This window comes from Nocardia sp. NPDC050413 (genome assembly GCF_040655475.1).
GTDB classification, from domain to species: Bacteria; Actinomycetota; Actinomycetes; order Mycobacteriales; family Mycobacteriaceae; genus Nocardia; species Nocardia coubleae.
On record NZ_JBFAJZ010000003.1, the window covers coordinates 338,645 to 355,086 of the forward strand.

Annotated in this window: 15 protein-coding genes; 5 read left to right on the top strand and 10 right to left on the bottom strand. The window is 66.3% G+C overall.

The genetic code is table 11. The annotated features are described in order from the left end of the window. The first annotated feature begins 243 nt into the window (after positions 1–243). Genes AB0I19_RS11285 through AB0I19_RS11295 form a run of 3 tightly spaced genes read left to right on the top strand, consistent with a single transcriptional unit; the run spans position 244 to position 1,578 of the window. Positions 244–627: a hypothetical protein gene (locus tag AB0I19_RS11285; RefSeq protein WP_357147322.1), complete on the top strand. Its 384-nt coding sequence runs from the start codon at positions 244–246 to the stop codon at positions 625–627. A 10-nt stretch (positions 628–637) separates the two neighbouring features. Then, on the top strand, positions 638–1,129 hold the full coding sequence (locus AB0I19_RS11290; RefSeq protein WP_357147325.1) for a DUF6301 family protein: 492 nt from the start codon (positions 638–640) through the stop codon (positions 1,127–1,129). Beyond that, positions 1,126–1,578 (top strand): hypothetical protein, encoded by a 453-nt coding sequence (locus tag AB0I19_RS11295; RefSeq protein WP_357147328.1) that lies wholly within the window; start codon positions 1,126–1,128, stop codon positions 1,576–1,578. Before AB0I19_RS11290 ends, AB0I19_RS11295 begins: the two co-directional genes overlap by 4 nt. A 30-nt stretch (positions 1,579–1,608) precedes the next feature. On the opposite strand, the gene AB0I19_RS11300 is transcribed toward AB0I19_RS11295, so the two are convergent. From AB0I19_RS11300 to AB0I19_RS11310, 3 genes are all read right to left on the bottom strand, one after another. Beyond that, complete coding sequence (locus AB0I19_RS11300; RefSeq protein ID WP_067641146.1) at positions 1,609–1,929, bottom strand: hypothetical protein; 321 nt, start codon at positions 1,927–1,929, stop codon at positions 1,609–1,611. A gap of 61 nt (positions 1,930–1,990) precedes the next feature. Further along, positions 1,991–2,785, bottom strand: a complete 795-nt coding sequence (locus AB0I19_RS11305) for an ESX secretion-associated protein EspG (RefSeq protein WP_357147331.1) — start codon at positions 2,783–2,785, stop codon at positions 1,991–1,993. Continuing rightward, positions 2,782–4,710 carry a hypothetical protein gene (locus AB0I19_RS11310; protein WP_357147334.1) on the bottom strand — a complete coding sequence of 643 codons (1,929 nt, stop codon included), beginning with the start codon at positions 4,708–4,710 and terminating at the stop codon, positions 2,782–2,784. Before AB0I19_RS11310 ends, AB0I19_RS11305 begins: the two co-directional genes overlap by 4 nt. A 313-nt stretch (positions 4,711–5,023) precedes the next feature. On the opposite strand from AB0I19_RS11310, the gene AB0I19_RS11315 reads away from it, so the two are divergent. Further along, positions 5,024–6,523 (top strand): hypothetical protein, encoded by a 1,500-nt coding sequence (locus AB0I19_RS11315; protein WP_357147337.1) that lies wholly within the window; start codon positions 5,024–5,026, stop codon positions 6,521–6,523. Between the two features lie 7 nt (positions 6,524–6,530). Here AB0I19_RS11315 and AB0I19_RS11320 read toward each other — a convergent pair whose 3' ends face one another. Genes AB0I19_RS11320 through AB0I19_RS11330 form a run of 3 tightly spaced genes read right to left on the bottom strand, consistent with a single transcriptional unit; the run spans position 6,531 to position 10,273 of the window. Beyond that, the gene (locus tag AB0I19_RS11320) at positions 6,531–8,060 is read right to left on the bottom strand and encodes a serine/threonine-protein kinase (protein WP_357147340.1); all 1,530 of its coding nucleotides are present in this window, start codon (positions 8,058–8,060) and stop codon (positions 6,531–6,533) included. Between the two features lie 9 nt (positions 8,061–8,069). Then, positions 8,070–9,356, bottom strand: a complete 1,287-nt coding sequence (locus AB0I19_RS11325; RefSeq protein WP_357147342.1) for a hypothetical protein — start codon at positions 9,354–9,356, stop codon at positions 8,070–8,072. Then, positions 9,353–10,273 (bottom strand): hypothetical protein, encoded by a 921-nt coding sequence (locus AB0I19_RS11330; RefSeq protein WP_357147345.1) that lies wholly within the window; start codon positions 10,271–10,273, stop codon positions 9,353–9,355. The genes AB0I19_RS11325 and AB0I19_RS11330 overlap by 4 nt, the downstream gene beginning before the upstream one ends. A 490-nt stretch (positions 10,274–10,763) precedes the next feature. Here AB0I19_RS11330 and dtd point away from each other — a divergent pair, with 490 nt between their 5' ends. Further along, positions 10,764–11,207, top strand: coding sequence for a D-aminoacyl-tRNA deacylase (dtd, locus tag AB0I19_RS11335; protein WP_357147348.1), 444 nt, complete (start codon positions 10,764–10,766; stop codon positions 11,205–11,207). Between the two features lies 1 nt (position 11,208). Here the strand turns inward: dtd and AB0I19_RS11340 are convergent, their stop codons facing one another. From AB0I19_RS11340 to AB0I19_RS11355, 4 genes are read right to left on the bottom strand one after another with little or no spacing between them, the layout of a single operon-like run. Further along, on the bottom strand, positions 11,209–12,501 hold the full coding sequence (locus AB0I19_RS11340) for an ABC transporter permease (RefSeq protein WP_357147351.1): 1,293 nt from the start codon (positions 12,499–12,501) through the stop codon (positions 11,209–11,211). Then, on the bottom strand, positions 12,498–13,766 hold the full coding sequence (locus tag AB0I19_RS11345; RefSeq protein WP_357147354.1) for an ABC transporter permease: 1,269 nt from the start codon (positions 13,764–13,766) through the stop codon (positions 12,498–12,500). The genes AB0I19_RS11340 and AB0I19_RS11345 overlap by 4 nt, the downstream gene beginning before the upstream one ends. Before the next feature lie 28 nt (positions 13,767–13,794). Continuing rightward, positions 13,795–15,312, bottom strand: a complete 1,518-nt coding sequence (locus tag AB0I19_RS11350) for an ABC transporter ATP-binding protein (protein WP_357147356.1) — start codon at positions 15,310–15,312, stop codon at positions 13,795–13,797. Positions 15,313–15,322: 10 nt separating this feature from the next. Beyond that, complete coding sequence (locus AB0I19_RS11355; RefSeq protein ID WP_357147359.1) at positions 15,323–16,414, bottom strand: BMP family ABC transporter substrate-binding protein; 1,092 nt, start codon at positions 16,412–16,414, stop codon at positions 15,323–15,325. Between the last annotated feature and the right edge of the window lie 28 nt (positions 16,415–16,442).

Sequence of the window (16,442 nt, forward strand, 5' to 3'; positions counted from 1 at the left end):
TGCCGCCTTTCGAGCACACCACAACTCGTTCGCCTCCGCAACAACAGTGACAGGGATCGGCGAACCGGCGGTGACCGACGAGTGAACGCGGGCCGTCCGCCAACCGCCCCACCGGCGTCGAACTTGACGACCAGGCACCGCGCGCGAAGGATCGAGAGCGGCGACTCGCCGAAACGCGGCGCGGCCGGGCGACCGCGGGCGGACGGCGAACCCGCATACTCCGACCAGAACGGGACGCACGCAATGGAATTGAAGCCGGTGGCCATGTACCGGGAAATGTACGAGGGCACGCACGACGAGCTGCCCTCGGTGCACGACGCTTCCACCGGCGCCGTCGAGGACGACCGCGAGCAGATCCTGAACTACATGCGAAAGGCCCGCGCCATCCTCGACGTGATGGGTGAGGCGCCCGACCTGTTCACCGAGGGCGCCGACATCGAGGGCGGCCCCTCCCTCTACTCCGACGGCGTCTGGATCTGGCGCGAGGACTCCTTGAAGTACCTCGCCGAACAGTCCATCACCCTGCCCGCCGAGTTCCTCGAACACGTGCGCTCCCTGGACTACGTCCCGCGGCAATTCGACACCCGTGACCCCGAATTCGACGCGGCATTCCTGGCCTACTTCTGAGGAGAAACCGTTGACGGACTTCCGAACCCGGACCCCCGACGAGGTCGCCGACCTGGGCACTCGCCTGCGTACGCTCGACTGGTCCTGGCAGCTCGACGAAATACCGGACATCGCCGAACGATTCGGCTGGCGGGTGGTGTCCACCTCGGAGGACTGGGCAATGCTCGACACCGGGTTCGGCCTGGCCAGCGGCAAGGTCTTCGCCGACGACGGCGAGGTCGAACGCGTCCAGGTCAACCTCAGCACCATCGGACCCGACACCGGCGAAACCCGCGCACTCGTCCAGCAGACCTACACCACCATGGCCGCGCGCCTGGCAGCCGATCTGGGCGCCCCGTCCGCCGAGATCGCCGAGGAAAATCGTCAATCCCGCTGGAGCGGAACGAATTCGACTCTGATCCTCGAAGAACTTCCCAGTTCCCTCACCCTGACACTGGCCACCAACGACTGGCTCGACCTCTTCGACGAAGCGGGCCGACTCTCGCAACAGGGACAGCTGTGAACGACTGGTCGACCTTCGCCGAACATCTGACCGCCGAGCTCGGCGAACTCCCGCTCGGCGCGCGGGTGATCGTCTTCGAACCCGAACCGGCCCGCACCCGCAGGTTCGTGCAGTTCGCGCGCGACGCCGAGGTCCTGTCGGCTCAATTGATCGGCGACAAATACCTCGACCCGGATCGGCGTCCGAGTCCCGCCGGATACCAGGCCCTCACCGACGCCGGGTGGCACCGGCCCGACGTCGACAACGGCCACCTGTGGTGGGTCGACTTCCCCACCCCGGTCACCGAGGCGGACCGTCGCCGCGCCGCCGAACTCACCGTCGTCGGCCTACGGGACGGCTACGGCATCCCGACCCCCACCGGGCTCGCCTACGACGCCTGGCTGGAAGTCCCCACCCATCTCCCCCTCAGCCTGACAACGCTCGACCTCCCCCGCCTGCCCATGCCCTGACGGCTCGGTGCGGCTCTACAGCGGCAGCTACTACTTCAGCCCGTCGCGGTTGCCCTGTTCCATCTTGTCGATGTAGGCGGCGCTCTCGGTCTGGCCGTCGGCGAAGTCGTTCATCGACGTGGCCAAGGTTTCGACGTTCGTGGTGACGTTGGTACGGGAGGAGCCGTAGCCGTCGTCGCCACCGGGGCCGTTGTAGAAACTGTCGCCGAGTTTGTCGCTGCCCCAGGCGTTTCCGCGGGCGTTGAGGGAGCTGTTCAACGTGGTGAGGATGTCGGTGACCTGGTCACGGACACTGCGTGATTTGTTGGCGGCGGCACGGAAATTGTCCGCGTCGTATTCGAACTTACCCATCGCTGCGGTCCCTTCACGAGGTTACTTCGAGCACATCACAGCCGCCGCACGTGCGCAACAGCTAGGCGCTGGCTTCCCAATGCGATTCCACCCGTGCCAGCAAACGGTCGATCGAGCGGTCGATCTTGTCGGCGAGGTCGGCGCGCGTCATCGGTGTGGCGGTGGGGTTCTCGCGCGGCAGTTCGATCACGTAGCGACCGTCGTCCGGCAGGTCACGCCACAGCAGGATGTCGCGCTCCATGCCGCGGGAACCGAACATCGACTGGTTCTGCAGGATTTCGATCAGCCCGGTCCGTTCGGCCTCGGTCTCGAAGAAGGCGGCGCTGCGGGTGGCGAGCCCGGTGTCGGCTTCGTCGAAGATCAGCGACGAGCGCGGCTCGAAGTCGGGCTGTTCGACCTGCCCGCCGACCAGGGGGATGATCCCCGACTTGCCCGCGTCGAGCGCGGGCATGCGTTCGAGGATCGCCTCGGTCAGCCCGTGCGGACCGCACTCGACCAGGGTGTACCCCGAGCTGTGCCAGGAGGTGATTCCCGGCTTCTGATAGACCAGGTAACCGCGCGCCCCCGAGCGGGCGGCGCGCGCCTTGATCATGTACTTCGGGTCCAGCGAGGCACGGTCGTTCCACCCGCGCAGACGCACATACACCTGCGGCTTCGCGAGCACATCGATCGCGGTGTGCAATTCACCGTCGAGCATGTCGGACAACCGTTGCCATGCCTCGTGTTTGCGCTGCTCGAATTCGTTCGAGTCCTCGACCTCGGTCACGAAGGTGAGCGGTCGCGGCATCGCCGTGCGGACCAGCCGCTGCCACAGCACATAGAACTCGGTGTCGGTGAATTCCCAGGTGCGCGTCACGACAGGTGCTCCACCGAGGCGTTCTCCCGGTCAGCGTTTCCCTCGGCGGCGACAGTCTCCTCGACGACTTCCGTGACCACGGGCGTGACGACCTCCGAGCTCGCGGCCACGATCGGCGTGATGATGTCGGTGAGCGACCCGAGATTGCTGAAGTCGGGCAGCGACGCGCGCGGGAAAGCCTCGGCGGCGCCGACGGATTCGGTCACCGGTTCGGTCGACGCGAGCCCGGCCGCAGGCGTCGCGACGGCGATCGCGGGGTCGACCGTCAGCCCGATCGCGCGGGCGGCCTCCGCCAATTCCGGGTTCTGCGACATCAGCGCCGCGAATTCGGGCGACTCCGAGATCGCCGTGCGGATGTCGGGGACCTGCGTCAGGGCTTGGGTCAGCGGGCTCAGATCGGGTGTGGCCGAACTCGGGTCGATGCTGGACAGCGCCTGGATCAGCGACGGCAGCGCCTGCGTCATCGAGGAGACGATCCCGGAGATCGCCGAGATCATCGAGGACATGTCCGAGCCGGCGCCCGTCGCGCCGGTGGTGCTGCCGGAGCTACCCGAACCCGACCCGCCCGCACCGGTGTTCTTGCCCGTGCCGTTCTGATTACCGGAGCGGTCCTGTCCCTGCCCGTTCTGCCCGTTCTGCTGCGCGAGCAATTCCGCGCGCTGCTCTTTCAGGGCGTCGAGGGCCTGGCGCTGTTGTTGTTCGGCGGCACTTTGATTGCCCGCGCCGCTGTTTCCAGCTCCGCTGTTTCCAGCTCCGCTGTTGCCCGCGCCGCTGTTTCCGGCACCACTGTTTCCGGCGCCATTGTTGCCCGCGCCATTGTTTCCGGCGCCATTGTTGCCGGCCCCGTTGTTGCCCTCGCCGTTCTTGTCCGTGTCCTTCTTCTCCGGAGGAGGCGGCGGCGGACCGAGTTCCCCCTTCGGCGCCGCCGGCTGCGCGGCCATCGGGAACATGCTCTGCACCGAGTCGAAACCCACGTAGTAGTGCTTGCGATACAGCTCTTGGACCTCGCCGACGTCGTCACAGGTTTCGCCGTTGGCGGGCGGCGGCATCGACGCCGCGGTGGCGTGCAGGAAGTCGGCGGTGTACTGCACAGCCGAGTGCATCATCAGGAACCCGTCACGCAGCGACCCGAGCGAACGAACGAATTCCTGCACGGCGGTGAAGGCGGCCTCACCGCCCTTGCTCTCCCAGTTGGTCGTGGTGATCGTGCGCACCGCGGTCTGGAACGTCGTGCCGACCTTGTCCACCTCGTCGGCCAGCACCTTCCAGGTCGGCACCTCGGCCGCGACCTGGGACCACTGGATCCGCCTGCCGAGGTCCTGCAGATCGGTCCACGACATGCTCGCGGGTTCGCGCGCGTGGAACTTGAAGACATCGTCGCCCTCGGCCTTGGCCAGCGGCGGGTTGGAGCCCGGCTTCTTGGCCACGTCGATGTCGTCGTTGTGCACCGTGTAGTTGCCGCCCGGGGTCTCGTAGTCCGGTGGCAGGTAGCGGGGTGCCTTCGCGGCGAGATCCTTCATGTTCACCGCGGGCGGGGAGGTCGACACCTGACCGAGTTCGGTCTTCTTGTCCTTCAACGCCGCGAGTTCACTGGCCGAGAGCGAATCGTTGCCGGTGTAGGTCTCGCCCGCGGCCTTGAACATGTCACCTATGTCGTGCAGCGAATCGATGAAGCGGTCGACCGAGTCGAAGGCCTGCCGGGTCTCGTCGATGAACTTGGTGCGCAGCGGCCCCGCGTGTACCTGATCGCCGCCGATCGCGTCGACGCTGTAGTTGTTGAGCGCGCCGGGCTTCAGCAGCTCCTGACAGCCCTTCAGCACGGCGACCACATCGCGGCAGGCATTGGCGGCCTGCAGGGCGGCACCGGTCTCGATCCGGATGCTCGCCTTACCCGCGGCCCCATCCCACGGAGTCTTCTCTCCCACGCCCAGCTCCTCGATGCACCCTCGCCGACGGCCCGTCCCTCTCGAACCGAACCTGACGAAGCTTAGCCATCGCAATGGAATCTGCCCAGCCCCAACATCTTCCGGCTACCACGAATTCTCACCCCTGTCACCTTGTTTCCGCGCGGCTCGGTGATACACCACCACCAAACCCGAGGCCGACGGGCAGATCTGCGTGCACCCACGACGAAGGTCACCGTTGTGTGACAGACTCGATCGAAACGCACCGCAGGCCGCTCGACGGCCACGCTCGAACGATTGATGGGGCCAGATTGACGTCGCGACGGAACCGCTCATGACCGACCTGAGCGGCCTCGAACGGCGCGTTGCAGCCGATCGCGCCAACACCCGTAGCCAGCAACCCGAGGACTACCTCCGGCTGGCCGGTTCGCTCACCGAACTGGCCCAGGGCTTGCTCGCCACCCGCGACGACCCGTCGGGTCGCGACCGCACCGCCGAGGCGCTCGAGCCCGCGCAGGAGGCGGTGGCGATCCGGCTGCACTGGCTCGTCGAGGGGTATGTCTCCTACGAGTACGCGGGTGCGTTGCAGGACGCGCTTCGCCTGTTCGAGCAGGCGACGCGGCTGGTGGGGCACCGTCAGCTCGCCACCAACACTATTCGCAGTGCGTGTTCGGCGTATCGGCAAGTAGCACAGGACTATCCGGATGTGCAGGCGATGTGTGCCGACGGGTTGTCCAAGTGCGGCGTGTGGTTGATGCGGCTCGATCACGAGGCGGCGGTGGCCGCCACGGAGTCGGCGGTGCGGATCCGGGCGGCGATGTACGCGCGGACACCCGAGCAGCCGGGCAAGTATCTGGCCAGCCTGAGCACGCTGTTGCGGACGCTGATGGTCGGGCGCTCCCGCAAGCAGGCCATCGCGAGCTACCGCGCGCTGTACTCGGAGGTCACGTCCTCGGCGAGCACGGCCCAGCTGCGCGAAACCCGGATCGAGGACCTCGATCTCACCCTGAAGACCACGCAGGCACTGCACAAACTCGGTGCGCCGACGCTCGAACGCGCGGGGCGCTTGACCCAGCAGCAGATCCTGTACCAGTCGGGCGGCGACCTGGCGACCATCGACGAAATCAATTGGCGCCTGGCCCTTGTCGGACTCAAGCCGCTCGCCGCCGGCGCCATGCCGGAACCGCCGTCGCGACCCGTGGAGATCACCGCCACCTACGGTGCGATCGCCGTGCGCTGTTCGGCACCCGACGCGCTGGAGCAGGTTCGCACCGCTGTCGCCGCCGCGTACGCGGCCCACGGTGCGACTCCGGTCGACGCGGGCCGTTTCGCCGGTGTGCACGAAAGGCATTGGGGCGTGAAGGAACCGAAGGTGAACGGGGACACCGAACTGGGTGCCGATGTGGTGCTCGTCGAAAAAGCTTCGGGTAGCTGGGTTTCGGTGAAGAGCCTGAACTGGGAGATCGGCGCCCTCGGCAAGCACCCACTGGCCGTGGCCTTGTCGGCGAAGTGGCCGGTCCTCACCGTCGCAACCATCGAGAACATCTCCTACGAGCTGTGCCTCTACGACAACGGCGTGGCCACCCAGTACGCCGCCCTCGGCCGCCCCGCGGGCCAAGCCCCCCTCGACACTCCCCTGGCCCCCCTCGACTTCGCCACCCTCGCCGACTACGGCGCCGACTACGCCTCCGAAACCCAGGTCCGCGCGGCCTTCGGCAACGCGGCGATGTTCGCCAAGGTCACCGAACTCCCCGGCAGCGGCATCCGCCAAGCCGCCGAAAAGGGCCCCCTCACCGATTACGGCCCCGACATCCTTTTCTTCGGCAAGGACTGATTCCGGGTCAGGTGATATGGCGTCGCAATATCGGGACCAGCGACTCCAGCGCCTGCTGATCCTTTCCGGGACTGTAGTTCCGCAGGGCAGCGACGTCTTTCGGGTCGTCGATGACGATTATCAGCGCACGGACACCGGTGATCTTGCGGTCGAGTCCGAGTAGTGACCCCGCCCCGGAGCCGGGGTCGCTACGGACAACCAGCAGGTAGTCCGCGGCGAAGTCGGGACTGAACAACGTGTGCCGGTCGAGATTGTCGAGGGTCCGAGGCGACGTTTCCCCGACCTTGCCCGCGAACCCGCTGAAATAGCTGAATCCGATCGACTCCAGTAGCGCCGCCTGCGGTGAGTGCGTCAAGTGAATCGCGTTGGACGACTTGCTGTACCCACTGGCTTCCGTAGCGGCGACCGCCGTGACATCGACGATCCCGATCGTTTTTCCCGCGAACTGCGGATTGTCGGTGCGGACCTGTGCCGCCGACATCGCCACCGGAACCACCGGCGAGGTGACGCCTGTTGCCGTCGCGGCCGGAACGTCGGCGTCGGGCCGAAGTGCCAGCACGCCCGCGCCGATGACCAGCGCACCGACCACACCGACTGCAGGCAGAACCCATCTGCCCAGTCCCGTACGTCTCCGGGTCGGCACCTGGGACACGCTCGGCACCTGCACCGGGCTCGGCACGTGCGTGGGCCGCGCCCCGCTGTTCAACGCCCGGTGCGCCGCCTCGCTCAACTCCCGACAGCTGTTGAACCGATGCCCCGGATCCTTGGCCATCGCGACAGCGATCACGTCGTCGAGAGCCTGCGGCAACTGCGGATTCATCGCGCTCGGGCGCGGTGGCGGCTCGTAGAGATGCCCGGCCATGACAACGGCGGGTTGTTCGGCGGGAAACGGATTCGCCCCGGTCAGCAGCTTGTACAAAGCACAACCCAGACCGTAGATGTCGGTCCGGTGGTCGAGCTGACCACCGAGCAACTGCTCCGGCGCCGCGTAGGCGATCGTCGCCAGAATCGCCCCCGCCGCCGTGATCTCGCTCTTGTCCGCCAGCGACTTGGCCACCCCGAAATCGGTGAGCAGCACCCGTTCCTCACCGTCCGAGGTGGACGAGAGCATGAAATTGGCGGGTTTGACGTCACGATGAAGCAGACCGCGGCGGTGCGCGTGGTCGAGGGCCTTACCGACCTCGGCGATGATGCGCAACGCCCGCGCCGGCGTCATCGACCTCGGTGCCCTCGCCAATTCGGCCGCCACATCGGTGCCGTCGACGTACTGCATCGCGATCCACAGGTAGCCACCGGCCTCACCCCGATCGTTGACGGCGACGATGTTGGGATGGTCCAGGCTCGATGCGAGCTCGGCCTCACGTTGGAACCGTGCGCGGAACTCGACATCACGGGTCAGCTCGGGGTTGAGCACTTTGAGCGCGTTGCGCCGGGGCAGGCTCGGGTGCGCGGCGAGATAGACCGAACCCATTCCGCCGGTACCGAGCACACGCTCGATCCGATACCCGCCGATCACCGTACCTGGTCGCAGAGTCATCGAGATCCCCTACAAATACGCACTATTGGCGAGCAAGGCGTATTGCGCCGACGCCCGCTGATGCACATCGGGTATCTGATTGCTCATTACCACCGCGACGTAGCGGTCGTAGCGCAACACGCACAGGTACTTCCGCGCACTCGATACATACGGTTCCGCCGGTGAGTACTTCTCGGGATTGTCGAAACAGTAGGTGTCCGGCAGACCCGGCGGGCCCGCCAATGGTGTGGTCGTCGGCAGATCCTTGCGCGCCTGCCACATCTGCTCGGCAGCACGTGCGTCGCGGGCCCGCAGCAGCAGCGCACCATCGTTGATCATCCCGATCCGGTCGACGCCGCCGAGATCGAGCACACGTTTCCATTCCTGTCGATCCTCGGTGATCTGCAGAAATGCCCGCGGCTCCATGACGGCGTTCACAAGGTCCGCCTGGAAGAACGGACTCGCGGGAAAGATCTTGCTCGGGTCGAGAATTCGACGAATCACGCCGTCGGGATCCTTGTCCAAGCGCAGCACGTCGCGTTTCGACAGCGGCGGCAAGGCATCCAGCAGCGGAAGTTGCACGTCGAATGCCCGCTCGGTCAACGCGCGCAACGCCACAAGGTCGGCCTTCGGGGTGACCGCGTAGACATGGACGACATACTGACCGCGGGCAATCGTCGCGACCATCGACCGCACACCGGGCCGCCAATGCCCGTGGGCGCTCGGGTATTTGCCCAAGGAGACCGGTGCATTCAGGTCGGAGGCGAGCTGAAAGTCGATCTGATCGAACTCGCCCGCCGCGGCCTGTGCGCCCGCCTGATCGGCGAACTGCAACACCGTGATCCCGAGGGCAGTGGTCTCGGCGTCGTCGGGCTCGGCGTCCAGTTCCTCTGTGAGATAGGTGAATTCCCGTTTCGGCGTGGTGCGACTCCGCGCGGAGAACCCGAACATCAGACCGTGCTTGTCGGCGACCGCTTGCGTAGCGTCGGCAAATACCCCGCCGAGCCCCTTTCCACCTGCGATCGTGGCTCTGGCAACGCGGTAGCGAAGGCCCGCATCGACATCGGTCCCCAGTGCGACGGCAGCCGCCAGACGCGCGGTCGCGATCGCTTCCCCGTTTTCGTAATGGTGGTAGTAGACGTCTTGCCGGAATTCCAACGGCAGCACGGGATACTTGCCGACCTCGAGTGTCCTGACATCCACCTCACCAGGGTGCGCCTGCCCCCGTACCGTTTCACCACGTCCGGTGACAGCGAGCGCGACAACGAGCAGCACCACCACGCAACCACCGAGGATTCGTGTGCGACGCCCGCTCATCCGGCATTCACCAGAATCGCGTACTGAGCCGAAATCGACTGTCGCGCATCGGGAAGCTGATCCGTCGACACCACCGCCACGTACCGGTCGTGACTCACTGCGCAGAAATATCGCGAAACGACCGCCGGTCCGATGTACTCATAGCAGTTGGCGGCGGCAAGCCCGACCGGGTCTTCCACCGGACGCAGGAACTTGTCGTGGCCCACCTCGGCGAGAAACCATCGGGCGCTCGCCACATCCCTGGTGCGGTACACCGTGGCCTTGTCCTCCGACACCTTGTCCACCCCCGCCTGCTCGTTCATCCTGCGCATGTCGGCGAAATCCCTGGCACCGTGCAGCGCCGCCCGTGCGTCACGGACCATGGGATATGCCGGGTCGGTGCCGTTTTCCAGACCGAGCGACAACGTGCGAACCAACATGTTGTCGGGGTCGATCGGTATCGACTGCAGTCGATCCACCGGCGTGGGGGTGTGTGCTTGGAGCCGCTCCGCGGTGATCGTCAGCGCCTTGTCCGCCAACGGGAGCACCGCCGAGAGATCCGAGATCTCGAGTTCCTTGTTCTCATCGCTCCACGACCCCACCCTGATGACGAACCGTCCCGTAGCCATCCAGCCCGTGACGCGTTGTTGATCGGGTCGCCACCACAGGAGCGCGTCGGAGTGGCGGGCCGACTTGATCGGCTCCACTGTCGCATCGGGACCGAAGCCTCGGCGGTGGAGCGCGGCGGCCGCGGATTGTGCCGCGCCGACCGAGTCGAACAACAGTGCCTGAACCGCGATGCCCTGCGAGATGCTGAGGTCCTCGTGCGACCTGGCAGCGGTACTGAAGCCGGCGATCAGGCCTTTTGTGTCCTCGTCGAATGTGGCGTCGAAGCGCTTTGTCAGATCCTCGCCCGGCCGAGGGAAAGCGGGGTTCAAATTCCCTGCTTGCGGCACGACGAATTGCGGATCGATCTCTGCGGGCAACGGCACTACAGAACTGAGCCGCACACCTTCGAAATACCGCGCCAACGCCCACGAAGGCGTCGTAGTGACCCGCCGTTCGACCTTCGGATACGGACCCACATCCAGCTTCGCGAGGTCGACAACAGGTTCAGGTGGCGTGTCCCCCGCGGGAACGTCCGAACACCCGGTCCCCACCAGCATCACCGCAGCGACGATCCCCGAAAGTATTGCTGTACCGCGCATTCCCCCGCTGTTCCCCATCTACCGGCCCCGACCTTCACACGATCGGCAGCCTCAGACCCGCCGTAGCGGCAGGCTATTGGGAACATACCGCAGAGCGGCACGATGCGCCTTCTCTGCGGCATGATGAAACCTGCTGCGAATAAGCAACTTTCATTCCGATAGTTCGATGAACAAACCCCGCATAACCTCGATTCGAGTCACCCCGGCATGATCGATAAATGTGCGAGTACTGCTGCAGCGTGTGTCCAGCGCCCAGGTGACTGTTGACGATCAGGTTGTCGGCCGGATCGACCCGGCCGCCGCCGGCGCGCCACACGGCCTGCTCGCCCTGGTCGGCGTCACCCACACCGACACCGAGGACGTAGCGAAGACACTGGCCGACAAGACCTTCCGCCTCCGCATCCTCGACGGCGAGCGTTCGGCGGCCGACCTGAACGCCCCCATCCTCGTCGTCAGCCAGTTCACCCTCTACGCCAACACCGCCAAGGGGCGCCGCCCCTCCTGGAACGCGGCCGCCCCCGGCCCGGTCGCCGAACCCCTGGTCGACACCTTCGCCGACGCCCTGCGCGACCTGGGCGCCACCGTGGCCACCGGAAAATTCGGCGCGCACATGCACATAGACCTGACCAACGACGGCCCGGTCACCGTCCTGCTCGAAGGCTGAACTAATTGTCGCCAGGCCGGTACGGGATGCCGTCTGCGGCGGGCGCGACGGCTTTTCCGATGAATCCGGCAACCACGACGAGAGTCACCACGTAAGGCAGCATGCCGAGGAATTCGGTGGGGATCGGATTGCCGGGCATGGTGTTGAGGAACCGTTGCAGCGCGCTGGAGAAACCGAAGAGCAGGGCGGCCACGAGGGCACCGACGGGGTTCCAGCGCCCGACGATCATCACCGCGAGCGCGACGAAACCGAGGGCCGCGGTCATGTTCTTGCTGAAGGCCACATTGTTGGCGATGGTGAAGAAGGCGCCGCCGAAACCTGACAGCGCACCCGCGCAGGTGACGTTCCAGAATCGCAGCCGGTTCACGTCGATACCGGCGGCGTCGGCCGCCGCCGGGTGCTCCCCGACGGCACGGGTCCGCAGCCCCCACCTGGTGTGGAACAGCAGGTAGGACAGCCCGAACACGCAGGCCAGCGCCACGTAGACGAAGAGGTTCTGGTCGAAGAGGACCGGTCCCAGGATCGGGATGTCGGTGAGGAAACCGAGGCCGATGTCGTGCAGGAATCCGCCGACGCGCGGCACCGTGCTCGGCTGGTTGAGCGAGTGGTCCATGCGCATGAGCCGCTCGAACAGGAACCCGGTGAGGCCGAGCGCGAGCAGGTTCAGGATCACACCGGTGACCAGCTGGTTCACCTCGAAGCGGGTGGCCAGCCAGGCCAGCAGCAGCGTGGAGACCATGCCGCTGAGCACCGCCGCGAGGATGCCGACATAGGGGTTGCCGGTGATCGAGGCGAACAGCACGGCGGTGAAGGCGCCCGCCAGGAACTGTCCTTCGATGCCGAGGTTGATGACACCGGACCGCTCACACACCACCCCGGACAGGGCGCCGAAGATGAACGGCAGGGCCAGGAACAGCGTGGTGGCCAGCACGAACTCCACCGGGAACCCGACGCCGGGCGTCACCACCCAGGACAGCACCGCGATCACCAGCGCGGTCGCCGCCACCCCGACGATCACCCCGTGCGTGCGCGCACTCACCGCCCGCGCGAGCAACAGCACTCCGAGCAGCACGGTGAGCACCGCAAGCGTCACGACGATGCCGAAAGTACTGACGGTCCAGCTACTTTCGACGGTCTGATCCAGACGGAACGTGGTGGCCCGCCCGTCGGGCATCCACAGCAATACCGCGACGGCGAGCAACGCCCCGAGGACGACGAGCACCGCCCCACCTACCGGGTGACGCACGGTCTCGGTCACGACGACCGGTTTCGATTCGGCGACAGCGGTACTCACCAGCCCCTCGCTTCCAGCGTGTTGAGCCCACCGCGCGGAGTGCGCAGGTGCAGCAGGGTTTTCACCAGGGCGGGCGCGGCGATGAACAGCACGATCACCGCCTGCAACAGCGTCGACATCTCCACCGGGATAGCGGGCTGCATGTGCAGCGTGCCCGACTTCAACGCACCGAACAGCAGCGCCGCCGCGACGATCCCACCCGGATGCGCCCGCCCGAGCAAGGCGACGGTGATCCCGTCGAAGCCGAACTCGGCAACCGTTCCGGGGTTCACCGTGTACGGGTTCAACCCGAGCACGAGCGCCCCACCACCGATCCCGGCGAGCGCTCCCGACACACCCATCGTGGTGATGAACGTGCGACCCATGTCGATGCCCGCCGTCTGCGCCGCGTGCGGATTCGCCCCGACCGCGCGAATCCGGTACCCGAACGTCGACTTGCGCAGCAGCCACCAGATCCCCGCCGCCAGCGCCAACGCGATCAGCAGGCCGACACTCACCCGCAGCCCCGACCCCGCCCAGCCGAGGAGCCGGGGCAGCCGCGCCGAGATGTCGACCGGCTTGGACACCAGCTCCTGAGAGGTCAGCGAGTGGATGAAGGTGGTGCTCAACGCCCAGAGCAGGAAATAGGTGGCGATATTGTTCAGCATGATCGACGAGATGACCTCGTGTGCACCGGTTTTCGCCTTCAGCACACCGGGGACCGCGCCGAAGATCCCACCCGCGAGCGCACCGGCGGCCAGCGCGAGCGGCACGTGCAGCAGCGGCGGCAGATCGATCGCGAAACCGACGATCAACGCACCGAGCATGCCGAAGATGAACTGCCCGTGCCCACCGATATTGAACAATCCGGCCCGGAACGCCAGCCCCACGGCGAGCCCGGTGAAGATCAGCGGGGTGGCGTAGGTGAGGGTCTCCGAGATGGGACGCAGCACCTGGGCGAGGGTGGCCGTGCCGTCGAAGAACTCCTGCAGACGGCCGATGTCGAGGATCGCGCCCTCGAACAGGTCACGGTAGGCCGTGCTCACCGCCTGCCAGGAGAAACTCAACGCATCGGTTGGCCGGTTGAAAAAGTATCCCCAGGCCCGGCGTACCGATGGATCGGAGACGATGATGAGCAGCGCGCCGATCGCGAAGGCGAGCAGCAGCGAATAGATGGTCACCATCACGCTGTTGGCTTCGGTCAGGTACCGGGTGAAGGTGCGGCCGAAACCTGGTCCTTCGGGCCGGGGCGATTCGGTCTCCGGCGCGGTGGTCGTACTCGGCATGGGAATCCTCGAGGATGTCGGCGCCAGTTCAGCTCGGGGTGGCGGATTCGGTGGGGCGGTGGCCTGCCATCAGCTGACCGATGATCTCGCGCGGGGTGTCCGGACCGACCTCGCCGACGATCTGCCCGTTGTGGATCACCGCGATCCGGTCGGACAGGGCGAGAATCTCGTCCAGTTCGGCGGAGATGAGCAGCACCCCGGTCCCCGAGTCACGTTCGGCGACGAGCCTGCTGTGGATGAATTCGATAGCGCCCACGTCCACCCCTCGGGTGGGCTGTGCGGCGACGAGAACCGCACGGGGACGGGAGAATTCGCGGGCGATCACCACCTTCTGCTGGTTGCCACCCGACAGCGCCGACACGAGCTCGCCCGGGCCGCGCGTGCGGATGTCGAAGTCGGCGATGGCCTTGTCGGCCAGCGTGCGCACGGCGTCGCTGTCGAGCACGCCGCGATGCGACAGCGGTGCGTCGCGGTACTGGTTGAGCACGAGGTTCTCGGCCACGGTGAAGTCGGCCGCCAGCCCGTCGCGACCACGGTCCTCCGGGATGTAGCCGAGCCCGGCGACGATGCGCCGGTACGGATCCCACGAGGTCACCGGCACCCCACCCAGCTCGACCGTCCCGCCGTCCGGGCGAACGGTGCCGAGCACAGCCCTGGCGAGTTCGGTCTGGCCGTTGCCCTCCACCCCGGCCAACCCGACGATCTCCCCGGCTCGCACCGTGAGGTTCAGCCCGTCGAGCACCGCCGTGGCCCGCTCGCCGAGCACCGTCAGATCCCGCACCGCCAAGGCGACCGCACCAGGATCGGCGGGCGTGCGCTCGACGGTCAGTATCACCGACCGCCCGACCATCGCCGCCGCCAGCTCGGCCTCGCTGTCCTCGGGCGACGCCTGGGCCACCACCTTGCCCCGGCGCAGCACCGTGATGGTGTCGGCGATGGCCTTCACCTCTTTGAGCTTGTGGCTGATGAAGATCACCGACATGCCCGCGGCGGTGAGATTGCGGATGATGCCGAGCAGCTCGGCTACTTCCGGCGGGGTGAGCACGGCGGTCGGTTCGTCGAGAATCAGCAGGTCGGTGTCGCCGGAGAGCGCCTTGACGATCTCGACTCGCTGCTGCACACCCACCGGCAGGTCCTCGCAGATGGCATCCGGATCGAGCGCGAGACCGTAGCGATCCGACACCGCGCGCACCGCGTCACGTGCCGCCGCCCGGTCCAGAATCCCGCGCTTGGCGTGTTCGCGACCCAGCTGCACGTTGTCGGCCACGCTGAACGGGCCGACCAGCTTGAAATGCTGATGCACCATGCCGATTCCGGCGGCGATCGCGTCGCTGGGTGAACGGAACCGCACGGGTGCGCCGTCGATGAGGATCTCGCCGCTGGTCGGTTCGAGAATGCCGTAGAGCATATTCATCAGGGTCGATTTGCCCGCGCCGTTCTCACCGAGAATCGCGTGCACCTGGCCGGGTTCCACCACCAGGTCGACATTCTCGTCGGCCAGGAAATCGCCGAAAGCTTTTGTCAGTCCCCGTACTTCGAGTCGCATGTCGTTGTCCTCAGAGCTTGGGGGCGGCGGGTGAGTCGATCACGATCCGGCCTTCGACGATCTCGGTGCGCAGGGCCGTGAGCTCCTGTTTCAGCCGCTCGGGCACGGCAGTGTCGAAATCATGGAACGGCGCGAGGCCGACCCCACCGTTGCCGAGCGTGCCGACATACCGGCCGTCTTTCGGGCCCTCGGCGACAGCGTTGTCGATCGCGACGCGCACCGCGGCGGAAATGTCCTTCATCGACGACGACAACATGATGTCTTTGTATTCCGGCACGGCTTCGTACCCGTCGGAATCGACCCAGATCATGCTCACGCCGGGCGAATCCTGCACGGCCGACGCACCGCCCATGCCGACGGGGCCGGCCACCGGATGAATGATGTCGGCGCCCTGGGCGATGAAATTCTCGGTCAGCGAGCGACCGGCACTGGTGTCGTCGAAATTGCCGGTGAACGAACCGTTCTGATCGGCGACATTCCAGCCGAGCACCTCGGTACTCGTCCCGTGAACCTGGTTGTACCTGGCCACGCCTGCCGCGAAACCGTCCATGAAGATCGTCACGGCGGGGATCTGCATGCCACCCCAGGTCGCGACGCGGCCGGTCTTGGTCATGCCCGCCGCGAGATAGCCTGCGAGATAAGAGGATTGGGCGGCGTTGAACTCCATCGAATAAACGTTGTCCAACTCCACGTGCGCGTCGACGATGGCGAACCGTTGATCCGGGTACTCCCCCGCCACCTGTGCCACCGCCTCGGCCATCAGGCCGCCGACCCCGATCACCAGATCGCAGTCGTCATCGGCCGAGGCCCGCAGGTTGGGTTCGTAATCGGCGGAACTGTTCGACTGCCGGTAGGAACCGTAGACCCCGGGGTTGGCGTCGATCGCCGCCTTCACCCCGTTCCAGCCGGATTCGTTGAACGACTTGTCGTCCACCCCGCCCGCATCGGTCACCATGCAGGTCTCGAAACCGGCATTCGCCGAACCGTAGGTATTGCCCGATCCCGTGTAGCGCGACTCGGCAGGCGGCTCACCGCAACCGACGAGCGACGCCGTCGCCGCACAGGTGGCGACGACGGCGATCAGCGCGATCCCAGATCTCATTACTCAGAGATACAGGATTCCCCCGGCA